11 protein-coding genes are annotated in these 11945 nt (G+C 33.5%); 7 read left to right on the forward strand and 4 right to left on the reverse strand.

Features of this window, described 5'->3' with window-relative positions; genetic code table 11:
• Nucleotides 1-62: 62 nt before the first annotated feature.
• Entirely contained in the window at nt 63-938 is an 876-nt protein-coding gene (locus tag ACH2BV_RS06375; protein WP_395049894.1) for a PPK2 family polyphosphate kinase, read from the reverse strand.
• Between the two features lie 169 nt (nt 939-1107).
• Between ACH2BV_RS06375 and ACH2BV_RS06380 the strand changes: the two genes are divergently transcribed.
• The gene (locus ACH2BV_RS06380; protein ID WP_395049895.1) at nt 1108-1929 is read left to right on the forward strand and encodes a DUF6929 family protein; all 822 of its coding nucleotides are present in this window, start codon (nt 1108-1110) and stop codon (nt 1927-1929) included.
• A gap of 54 nt (nt 1930-1983) precedes the next feature.
• Here the strand turns inward: ACH2BV_RS06380 and mtaB are convergent, their stop codons facing one another.
• The 3 genes from mtaB to ACH2BV_RS06395 all read right to left on the reverse strand — a co-directional run bounded on the left by mtaB (nt 1984) and on the right by ACH2BV_RS06395 (nt 5015).
• A complete protein-coding gene (gene mtaB / locus ACH2BV_RS06385) occupies nt 1984-3312 on the reverse strand; it encodes a tRNA (N(6)-L-threonylcarbamoyladenosine(37)-C(2))-methylthiotransferase MtaB (protein WP_395049896.1) in 1329 nt (442 codons plus the stop codon).
• Nucleotides 3313-3473: 161 nt separating this feature from the next.
• Nucleotides 3474-4649 carry a GlmU family protein gene (locus ACH2BV_RS06390; protein ID WP_395049897.1) on the reverse strand — a complete coding sequence of 392 codons (1176 nt, stop codon included), beginning with the start codon at nt 4647-4649 and terminating at the stop codon, nt 3474-3476.
• Between the two features lie 114 nt (nt 4650-4763).
• A complete protein-coding gene (locus ACH2BV_RS06395; protein ID WP_395049898.1) occupies nt 4764-5015 on the reverse strand; it encodes a type B 50S ribosomal protein L31 in 252 nt (83 codons plus the stop codon).
• 240 nt (nt 5016-5255) lie between these two features.
• On the opposite strand from ACH2BV_RS06395, the gene ACH2BV_RS06400 reads away from it, so the two are divergent.
• The 6 genes from ACH2BV_RS06400 (at nt 5256) to ACH2BV_RS06425 (ending at nt 11943) form a co-directional block, all read left to right on the forward strand.
• Nucleotides 5256-5798, forward strand: coding sequence for a DUF4199 domain-containing protein (locus ACH2BV_RS06400; protein WP_395049899.1), 543 nt, complete (start codon nt 5256-5258; stop codon nt 5796-5798).
• Nucleotides 5799-5802: 4 nt separating this feature from the next.
• Entirely contained in the window at nt 5803-6756 is a 954-nt protein-coding gene (locus tag ACH2BV_RS06405) for a glycosyltransferase family 2 protein (RefSeq protein ID WP_395049900.1), read from the forward strand.
• Between the two features lie 111 nt (nt 6757-6867).
• Entirely contained in the window at nt 6868-7359 is a 492-nt protein-coding gene (locus ACH2BV_RS06410; RefSeq protein WP_395049901.1) for an ORF6N domain-containing protein, read from the forward strand.
• 25 nt (nt 7360-7384) lie between these two features.
• Entirely contained in the window at nt 7385-9112 is a 1728-nt protein-coding gene (locus ACH2BV_RS06415) for a phospho-sugar mutase (protein ID WP_395049902.1), read from the forward strand.
• Nucleotides 9112-10941, forward strand: a complete 1830-nt coding sequence (locus ACH2BV_RS06420; RefSeq protein WP_395049903.1) for an ABC transporter ATP-binding protein — start codon at nt 9112-9114, stop codon at nt 10939-10941. Before ACH2BV_RS06415 ends, ACH2BV_RS06420 begins: the two co-directional genes overlap by 1 nt.
• A gap of 300 nt (nt 10942-11241) precedes the next feature.
• Nucleotides 11242-11943: a hypothetical protein gene (locus ACH2BV_RS06425; protein ID WP_395049904.1), complete on the forward strand. Its 702-nt coding sequence runs from the start codon at nt 11242-11244 to the stop codon at nt 11941-11943.
• Nucleotides 11944-11945: the final 2 nt, after the last annotated feature.

The following is an 11945-nucleotide window of genomic DNA, read 5'->3' on the forward strand; positions in this document are numbered from 1 at the left end:
TTTTCATTTTCAGTTCATGATGCAATAAAACCAAGTTTTCAACAATAAAATGTGTTTAAAGTTTATTCTTCCAACTGCTTTTTATATTCTGCAAAATTAGCTTTTATCTTTTCGTCTAATTCCGGTTCTTTTATATCAGTATGTTTTTGCATTTCCTCCCAAATAATTTTAGCCAAAATATATCGTGCCATTTCCTTGTCATCAGCAGGAATAATATACCAAGGTGCAATTTCAGATGAAGTTTTATTAATCGCTTCCTCATAATATTTCATATATTCATCCCAATGTTCCCGCTCTTTCAAATCACCGGGTGAAAATTTCCAATGATGTTTTTCTTCCTCTAATCTTCTCAACAAGCGCTTTCTTTGCTCTTCTTTGCTCAAATGAAAGTAGAATTTCATCACAATTATTCCGTTTTGCGAAATGTGTTTCTCGAAATTATTGATTTGTTCCATCCGATTTTCCCAAAACTGCGGTGTGATATCCTCCACTTTTTCAATTCCAGGCAAATTCTCATTCAAAATATATTCAGGATGTACTCTGGTCACCAAAACATTTTCATAATGCGTTCGATTAAAAACCGCAAACTTCCCCTTTTCTGGTAAAGCAAGGTAATGACGCCACAAATAATCGTGTTCTAATTCGGTGGAATTTGGAGTTTTAAAACTATGAACCACAACTCCACGTGGGTTAAATTCCTTAAAAACTTCCCGAATCAAACTGTCCTTTCCAGACGTATCCATTCCTTGCAAGCAAATCAAAACGCCATATTTATTGTGCGCATACATCACATCCTGCAACTCACTCAACTTAACTTGCACCTTGTCCAATTTCTCCTCTTTATCATCCTCACTTGCCTCGTTAAACAAATTCGTAGGGATTTTAGACAATTCAATTTTGCCAATTACTTTAAAATCATCAGGATTTATAGACTTCATAATGAAATATTTATATTTACAACTTCAAATATAATAATTATTTGGAGCTGTTTCCTGCTATTCGTTGCAATTCCCGATTAAGAAAAATTAGATTTGAAAATCTATTCTTCTAAAAATCGGGAGATTTCCACTTCTATCAGGGCTAGGTATTCCTTTTCAAAAAACGTCTATGCAAAATTTTACACTCGAATCGCAATTTCAAATCACAGGTATTGGTTCTGCTTCAGGATTAGTTTACAAAGACAACTCCTTGTTTATCATTTCAGACAACGGTCCATTTCTCTATCAATTTGACATTCCAGAGAATAAACTAACTCGAATTCCATTAGTAGAAAATGCCAAGGAAAACATTCCCAAAAAGGAAAAATTCGATTTTGAATCCATAACTTTAAAAGGAAATACATTTCATATTTTTGGTTCCGGTTCGACTTCCAAAAGAGAAAAACGAATAACATACAATCATGTAACCGCAGCAACAGAGGAGAAAGATTTGTCAAAATGGTACCAAAAACTAAAACTTGCAACGGGAATTTCTGATGAAGATTTAAACATCGAAGGCGCCTTATTTTATAATGAAAAATTGCTTTTGTTTCAAAGAGGAAACGGAGTCCATTCAAGAAACGGAATTGCGATATTAGATGGGGATTTTAATGAAAATGGTAAAATCGAGTTCATTCCAATCCAATTGCCAAAAATCAAACACGTCGAAACTTCATTCACCGATGCAATTCTAGTGAAAAACAAAATTTATTTTTTGGCAACAGCCGAAGACACGATTTCCACTTATGAAGACGGCGAAATATTGGGGAGTATCATTGGCCGAATAGATATTGATACAATGAAAATCGATTTCTCGCAAAAAATAACTGACACCAATAAATTCGAAGGATTGACTTTTTATAATAAAACAGAAGACAAAATAGAATTCCTACTTTGCGAAGACAATGATACTGAAGTTTTAGAAACGAATATTTACAAATTGACTTTATAAAAAAAGCTTCCAGCCTTTGAAAGACTGGAGGCTTGAGTATGTTTAGAGATGTTTTTAAACTTCAATATTCAAGAATTCCATTCGGACACTCCCATCCTCATCAATTTTAGTCAAATTAATTTCTTGTAAAGTATTCACTAATTCAGGATTCCAAGGAGTTTTTACTCGTACATAATTCTCGGTAAAACCATGAATGTATCCTTCTTTATTTTCGCTTTCAAAAAGCACGCTTCTGTTCGTTCCTATTTGGCTTTCATAGAAAGCACGGCGTTTTTTTACGGATAAACTACGTAACATTTTACTTCTTTTCGCACGAACATTAGCAGGAACAACACCTTCCATTTCGGCAGCTTCAGTATTATCACGCTCTGAATAAGTAAAAACATGCAAATACGAAATATCTAAATCATTCAAAAAATGATAGGTTTCCAAGAAATGTTCATCGGTTTCACCCGGAAAACCGACAATCACATCGACGCCAATACAAGCATCAAGCATTACTTCCCTGATTTTATTCACTCGCTCTGTATATATTTCTCGAAGGTAACGGCGTTTCATCAGCTTCAGGATTTCATTGCTTCCGGATTGCAAAGGAATGTGAAAATGCGGTACAAAAGTTCGACTTTTGGATACAAATTCAATGGTTTCGTTTTTTAATAAATTGGGTTCGATAGATGAAATTCTTAATCTTTCAATACCTTCCACTTTATCCAATTCCTGAACTAATTCCAAGAAAGTATGTTCGTGTTTTTTATTACCAAATTCTCCTTTTCCGTAATCACCAATGTTCACGCCAGTCAAGACTATTTCTTTAATTCCTTGTTCTGAAATTTCTTTGGCGTTTTTCAACACGTTTTCCAATTCATCACTTCGAGAAATTCCTCTCGCCAATGGAATCGTGCAATACGTACATTTGTAATCGCAACCATCTTGCACTTTCAAGAAAGCACGCGTTCTGTCACCGATGGAATAACTTCCCACATAAAAATCAGCTTCTTCGATTTCGCAGGAATGCACTTCGCCAAAATCATTTTTGGACAAATCGTTTATGTAATCAGTGATTTTAAATTTTTCGGTAGCACCAAGAACCAAATCTACGCCATCAACATTGGCCAATTCTTCGGGTTTCAATTGGGCATAACAACCAATAGCAGCTACAAAAGCTTTATCATTAAGTTTCATTGCTTTTCGCACGACTTGCTTGAATTGTTTATCGGCATTTTCCGTTACTGAACACGTATTAATGACATACATATCAGCCACTTCTTCAAAATCGACGCGGTCAAAACCTTCGTCTTGAAAATTTCGGGCAATTGTAGAGGTTTCCGAAAAATTCAATTTACAACCTAGTGTGTAGAACGCTACTTTTTTTCTATTTTCCATAAAATAACTCAATTAATGAAATCGTTGTCAAAAAATTGAGATTGCAAATTTACGAACAATATTTCTAAAAATGATACATTAGAAATCTATAAAATAAAATCGCAGATTCACAGATTAAAAGTATAATCTGTGAATCTGCGGTAAATAAAGTGTAAAGAGCTTTATTCCTTTCGCCACTTTTTAGTTTCCTCAAAAACGTGTTCTAAAATTGCGGCTTCCTTTTCATCGAAGTCAATATTTCTGCGACTCATTACCAAACGAGCAGTTTCAAAAGCTTTTTTGGTAATATAAGTGGTGAAACCTGAAGCGCCTCCCCAAGAAAAACTAGGCACAAAGTTTCGTGGAAATCCAGAACCAAAAATATTGGTACTCACTCCTACCACAGTTCCGGTATTGAACATTGTATTAATCCCACATTTACTGTGATCTCCCATCATTAATCCACAAAATTGAAGACCTGTTTTTTCAAAACCCTCAGTTTCATAACTCCAAAGTTTAACCTCTTCGTAGTTATTTTTCAGATTTGAATTATTACTATCGGCACCAACATTACACCATTCACCCAGAACAGAATTTCCTAAAAATCCATCGTGGCCTTTATTGGAATAACCGAATAATACGGAATTATTGACTTCTCCACCAATTCTGGAATGTGGTCCAACGGTCGATGCTCCATATATTTTAGCCCCCATTTTCACCGCAGCTCCTTCACACAAAGCAAAAGGGCCACGAATAACGGAACCTTCCATTATCTCGGTATCTTTTCCAATATAAATTGGACCCGAAGAAGCATTTAAGGTAATAAATTCAAGCTTTGCTCCTTCTTCAATAAATATATTTTCTTTGGCAATCGTATTGACGCTTTTAGGAATTGGTTGTGATTTTCGATCTTCGGTTAAAATTTCAAAATCCTCCCGAATCGCAGCATCGTTATGAGAAAAAATATCCCAAGTATGTTCAATTCTGATGCTGTCGCCTTCAAATTCGAAGATTTCATAAGTATTAAAATCTACTTCTTCTTGATTTTCACTTGTATAAAAAGCAATAACTTCATCACCTTTGAAAATGGCTTGATTTGACTCAAGATTAGTTACCATTTCGGCCAAAATTGTATTGGGAAGAAAAGAAGCATTTATCATTACGTTTTCTTCCATTTCTACCATCGGAAATTTTTCGGATAAATATTCCTCAGTTAAAGTTGATGTGGTAGAACCCAAACGCATTTCCCATTTTTGACGAATTGTCATTATCCCAACAAGTATATCGGCAACAGGACGTGTAAAAGTAAAGGGTAATAAAGCGGTTCTTGCAGGTCCGTCGAAAAGTATATAATTCATTTGATGAAGGTTCAGAGTTATGAAGGCTCAAAGTTACAAAGTTTTGAATAGTAATGAAAATAAAAAAACTCCCCAAAATTGGAGAGTTTTATATAATTTGAAAACCGATAATTATTATTTACCGTGTTTAGCGTATTTAGTTTTGAATTTATCAATACGTCCTGCAGTATCAATAAGTTTAGATTTACCTGTGTAAAAAGGGTGAGAAGTTCTGGAAATCTCCAATTTTACAACTGGATATTCAACACCATCAACTGTTAATGTTTCTCTTGTATCTGCAGTAGATTTAGTTATAAAAACGTCTTCGTTTGACATGTCTTTAAAAGCAACTAATCTGTAATTTTCTGGGTGAATTCCTTTTTTCATCTTTATTTTATTTATTTTTTTGAGCGTTTTAATTTTGAAGCTTTCTCTCTATTTTGAAAAAGGTGTAAATGCAACTACTCTTTTTGTTTAAAACTTTTAATTATTCTGAGTTTGCAAATTTACACTAATTTTTCAATAATCAAATCTTTAAATTACTTTTTTTTATAATCGTAAAAAACGAATTTTGCCCTTGAATAAATTGGGAATTGTTATATTTGTGGATTAATAAATAATCTAAGTATGGAAAAAAATACATCACCTGCAAAATCAGGAATATCATTTGGTGTTTTGTTTGGCGTTTTAATGGTTTTAGAATTTGTGATTATGTATGTCATTGGAATGAAATCATTGGCGAATACAAGTGTTGGACTAATTATTAGTATTGCCAATTATTTAGTGTTACCAATTTTATTTATATATTTAGGCTGTACAAATTACAAGAAGAATCTAAATAATGGATTTATATCTCTTGGTGAATGTTTGAAAATTGGTATTTCAATAGTTTTTGTGGCTGCACTTATTTACGCCATATTTAATGCATTTTTCAATCTTATATTTCCCGAATTTATAAATGAAACTCTATCCATTATAAAAGAAGCTATGCTTGCAAAAAAACCAGATATGACAAATGAACAATTAGATAAGGTTCTTTCTATGCAAAGAAAATTTATGAATCCTTTTATTGTTTTTCCTGCCACACTTGCAATGTATTCTTTCTTTGGGTTAATATATTCACTAATTATTGGTGCAATTGTAAAAAACGAAAACCCACAAAGCTCATAATTAAATGAATTTATCTATACTCATTCCCCTTCTCAACGAAGACGAATCGCTCAAAGAACTTTATACTTGGATTATTTCGGTTATGAAATCGAACAATTATTCCTATGAAATTATTTTTATAGATGATGGAAGTTCTGATAATTCTTGGTTAATAATCGAAGAATTAGCTGCCGAAAATCCAAATGTGAAAGGAATTCGTTTTATGAAAAACTTTGGAAAATCACAAGCCTTACATGCTGGTTTTGCAAAAGCTCAAGGTGATGTCATTATCACTATGGATGCTGACTTGCAAGATAGTCCAGAGGAAATTCCAGGATTGTTTCATATGATCACCACTCAAGATTTCGATTTAGTTTCCGGTTGGAAAAAGAAAAGATATGATTCTGTAGTTTCAAAAAATCTACCTTCAAAACTTTTCAATTGGGCTGCCAGAAAAACTTCGGGTGTAGAATTGAATGATTTTAATTGTGGATTGAAAGCCTACAAAAATATAGTAGTAAAAAACATTGAGGTTTCAGGAGAAATGCATCGTTACATTCCGGTTTTGGCAAAGAACGCCGGTTTTGGAAAAATTGGAGAAAAAGTAGTGCAACATCAAGCCAGAAAATATGGTGAAACTAAATTTGGGATGAATCGCTTCATCAATGGCTTCCTGGATTTAATTACCATTTGGTTTCTATCCAAATTCGGAAAAAGACCAATGCACTTATTTGGTGCGATGGGTTCAGTAATGTTTATTATTGGATTTTTATTGGCTGGTTATATTGGTGTAATGAAATTATACAATCTCTATAATGATTTACCTTATCATTTAGTCACAAGTAATCCTTGGTTTTATATTGCGCTAACCACGATGGTTTTAGGAACGCAATTGTTTTTGGCAGGATTTCTTGGTGAAATTATTTTGCGAACAAAAAACAACGAGGAAAGATACAAGGTTTCGAAGGAAATAAATTAATGGTGTCACAAATTGTGATACCATCTACTATTTAAGGACTCAATTTGTGATCTTAGAGAAAATAAAAACCATCTTGAGGAGAAAATTTGTGTCCTCAAATAGTGTAAAATTATGGAATTAGAAGTTATTCAAAATAAAATATTTGAAATTCGAGGCTGTAAAGTAATGCTAGACTTTGATTTGGCTCTACTTTATAATGTTGAGACAAAAGTCTTTAAGCAATCTGTCAGAAGAAATATCGTTAGATTTCCTGAAGACTTTATGTTTGAACTTACTGAAATTGAATTCAATAGTTTGAGGTCACAAATTGTGACCTCAAACAGAGGAGGTATAAGATATATGCCTTTTGCATTCACCGAACAAGGAATCGCAATGCTTTCGAGTGTGTTGAATAGTGAAAAAGCCATCGAAGTAAACATTTCTATCATTCGAGCTTTTGTAACTTTTAGACAATTTTCGTTGACTTATAGTGAATTGAAAGATAGAATTGCAACGATAGAAAAACAATTTCCCGATATTTACAAAGCTCTTAATTATCTGGTTGATAAAGATGCCGTTTCCAAAAACAATGAAGAAAGAAACAAAATAGGGTACAAAAAATAAAATTTAATTTTTAAAAATATATAAAATGGAAATCAAACAAAACATTTTAGACGCCGTAAATGAATGGCTTACACCAACATTTGACAATGAAACTCAAAAAGAAATAATAGAAATAATGACTTCTTCTCCAAAAGATTTAGAAGAAAGTTTTTATAAAAATCTAGAATTCGGAACTGGTGGAATGCGAGGAATTATGGGTGCAGGAAATAATCGCATCAATAAATATACACTTGGCAAAAGCACTCAAGGTCTTTCGGATTATATGCACAAATCATTTCCAAACCAATCTTTGAAAGCTGTAATTGCTTACGACTGTCGTAAAAACAGTAATACATTAGCAAAAACTGTTGCCGATGTTTTCTCAGCAAATGGAATTGCAGTTTATCTATTTTCTGATTTACGTCCAACACCTGAGTTGTCATTTGCACTAAAATATTTGGGCTGCCAATGCGGAATCGTTCTTACAGCTTCACACAATCCTCCAGAATACAATGGCTACAAAGTATATTGGGAAGATGGCGGACAAATTGTCCCTCCACAAGATGAAGGCATAATCAATACGATTGAAAAATTAAATTACAATCAAATTAAGTTTAATGCAAACGAAGATTTGATACATTATATAGATACTGAAGTTGATCAAGCCTTCATAAAATCTACTATTGAAAATGCCAGTTTTGGCACTTCGGCTGAAGCCAAAAAAAATCTAAATGTCGTTTTTACTTCATTACACGGAACTTCCATAAAATTAGTTCCTGATACATTATCGAAAGCGGGATATTCTAATGTGCACCTTGTTCCGGAACAGTCAGTACCAGACGGTAATTTTCCGACAGTGAAATCGCCAAATCCAGAAGAGCCGGAAGCATTGACTATGGCTTTGGCATTAGCAGACAAACTCAATGGGGATATTGTTATTGGAACTGATCCTGATTGTGATCGTTTAGGTGTTGCTGTTCGAAATAATGAAGGTGCAATGACCTTGTTGAATGGAAACCAAACGATGATTTTGATGACTGCTTTTTTATTGAAAGAGTGGAAAAAAGCTGGGAAAATCAACGGAAAACAGTTTGTAGGTTCCACCATTGTTTCTACTCCAATGATTATGGAATTGGCAACAGCTTATGGTGTGGAATGCAAAGTGGGATTGACTGGTTTCAAATGGATTGCCAAAATGATCAAGGATTTTCCTGAATTGGAATTCATTGGCGGTGGCGAAGAAAGTTTTGGATTTATGGTAGGCGATGCAGTTCGAGACAAAGACGCAGTTGCTGCTACATTATTAGTTTGCGAAATTGCAGCTCAAGCCAAAGCCAACGGAAGCACTGTTTACAAAGAATTATTACAATTATATGTAGAACACGGATTTTATAAAGAACATTTGATTTCAATTACTAAAAAAGGAATGGAAGGTTTGGCAGAAATTAATCAGATGATGGTTACCATGCGTAATAATCCAGTGAAAGAAATTAACGGACAAAGAGTAATTATGTTAGAAGATTACAAATCATCTGTTGCCAAAAACTTACTTACCGGCGAGGAAGAAACAATGAATATTCCCAAAGCTGACGTGTTGATTTATTATACTGAAGATGGTTCTAAAATTTGTGCCAGACCAAGCGGAACAGAGCCTAAAATTAAATTTTATATCAGCGTAAACACAGAACTTGACGCCTTAGAAAATTTCACGAAAGTGGAAACTATTTTAAATAATAAAATCAAAAATATCATTGTTTCAATGCAATTAAACTAATGGACAAGAATTTAATAAAACTATTTCCCTATACAAAACCGTATAAATCACACATCATTCGGAATGTGATATACAATATTTTGTATGCTTTATTTAGCACCATTTCAATGTTGACGCTACTTCCTGTCCTGCAAGTGCTTTTTGGCAAAACCAAAACTATTAACAAAGCGCCAATATATACGGGTATTGGGAATATAAAAGATTATGGAACTGATTTATTATATTTTAAAATCTCTGAATTAACTAAAGAAAATGGCCCACAACTCGCCCTTTTATTAGTGGTTTCTTTGGTTATAATCACTTTTTTATTCAAAAACTTATTCAATTATCTGGCTTCTCACCACATTATGCACTTAAAAAATGGCGTATTACGAGATTTAAGAAAATCAATGTATGATAAAATAATTGAGTTGCCGATTTCCTATTATTCTGAAAAAAGAAAAGGCGACATTATGGCTCGAATGCTTGGTGATGTAAATGAAGTTCAAAATTCATTCTTTTCGGTTTTAGAGCTTGTAGTCAAAGAACCTTTAACCATTGTTTTTGCAATAATTACAATGTTTTTTATAAGCGTAAAACTAACCTTGTTTGTTTTAGTTTTCATTCCTCTTTCGGGCTTAATAATTTCAAAAATTGCCAAAAATCTGAGAGCACAATCCCTGCAAGCTCAAAAAGAAAGTGGTTTTCTTATTTCTATTGTGGATGAAAGTTTGGGTGGTTTGAAAGTTATAAAAAGCTATAATGCGGAAGCTAATTTCAAAAGTAGATTTAACGATTCGGTAACTCGATTATTAAATTTATCAAATAGCATTGGAGACAAAAACAATTTAGCAACACCATTGAGTGAATTCTTAGGAATAACAACGATTGCCGCCTTGCTTTGGTATGGTGGAAATTTAGTGTTAATAGACAAAACCCTTGAAGGAGCTGCTTTTATTGTTTATCTTACTTTGGCTTTTAACATCCTTACTCCTGCAAAAGCTATTTCAAAAGCATCGTATGCAGTAAAAAATGGATTAGCCGCAGCAGAACGGGTTTTTGAAGTTCTTGAAGTAGAAAACGAAATTACTTCTAAGGAAAATGCTATCAGCAAAACAACTTTTGAAGACAAAATATACTTAAAAAAAATCAATTTCAAATACGAAGAAGAAGCAGTTTTAAAGGATTTCTCACTTGAAGTAATAAAAGGACAAACCGTCGCACTCGTTGGTCAATCCGGAAGCGGAAAAAGTACAATTGCCAACTTAATGACTCGCTTTTATGATGTAAATGACGGGACGATTTCAATTGATGGTCTTGACATAAAAGACCTCAGTTTACATTCACTTCGTGGCTTGATGGGATTGGTGACACAAGATAGTATTTTGTTTAATGACACCATAAAAGCCAATATTTCAATCGGGAAACTAGATGCATCCGATGATGAGATTATTGAAGCATTGAAAATTGCCAATGCCTATGAATTTGTCAAAGATTTACCACTTGGAATCTATACCAACATTGGCGACAGCGGAAACAAACTTTCGGGTGGTCAAAAACAAAGATTATCTATTGCCCGTGCAGTTTTGAAAAATCCACCGATAATGATATTAGACGAAGCCACTTCGGCTTTGGATACTGAAAGCGAAAAATTTGTACAAGTGGCGTTAGAAAATATGATGCAAAACAGAACTTCGATTGTGATTGCTCACCGTCTTTCTACCATTCAAAAAGCAGACAAAATTGTGGTCATGCAAAAAGGAGTAATTGTGGAGCAAGGAACTCACGATGAACTCATTGCCCTAAACGGAACGTATAATAAATTAGTGACAATGCAGTCATTTGAATAATATTATAGTTTTCTAGCACACAGATAAAACGGATTTGCTAAAGCAAAAATGCGAATTTTGACAGATTTTTTCAATATTTCAATTATACCGTTTATGCATATGTAACAATCCAATTGTAACTGCGCCAAAGACCAACTAACTATTCCAATTGTCACGCTGGAAGAGTCTCACTCAATGCACGAGCACTTAATCTAGACGCTTCCAGCGTGACAAATAGCAAGAATAAAGTATAGTCAGCAAACATTTTAATTAGATATAAATATAATTGGTATTACTAAATCTTTAAACTTTTCCACTAAAATGTACGTCAATAACAAAAATATCAAGCTTCCGGAAGATCCAGACACCATTGTTTGGAAGTACCTTGACTTGTCAAAGTTTCTTGAATTGTTGTTATCGCAAAAACTATTTATGTCGCGTTCGGATAAATTTGAAGACCAATACGAAGGCACTTTTAGCGAACCTACTTTTGAAGAAATCAAAAGACTTTCGGTCAACAATCCAGAATTTCTAGATTATTACAAATCGCATCGCGAGAAAGTGATTGTTAGCAGCTGGCATATCAATGAATATGAATCGTTTGCTATGTGGCAAATTTTCACGCAAAATAGTGAAGGCTTGGCTATACAATCTACTATTGGAAGATTACAAAAAGCTGTTATTCCCGAAAAAAAATACGAGCAATACATTGGCGAAGTAAACTACATTGATTACAAAAAGGAGTATATTCCGTTTGAAGATGTATTTTTTCCATTTTTATTCAAGCGAAAAAGTTTTCAATACGAAAGAGAAGTTCGAATCATTTCTGATGTTACCCAAAGCAACATAAAATTAAATGATGGTCTAAAAATTGACGTGGACATCAACCAGCTAATAGAAAAAATCTACATTCACCCAAAATCAGAAAACTGGTATAAAAACCTCGTTATTGAATTAGTTTCAAAATTAGGGTTTGATTTCACTATTGAAAAATCAGATTTGGAAAGTGATATTTTGATATAAGA

Source organism: Flavobacterium sp. (assembly GCF_043780635.1).
Taxonomy (GTDB): Bacteria; Bacteroidota; Bacteroidia; order Flavobacteriales; family Flavobacteriaceae; genus Flavobacterium.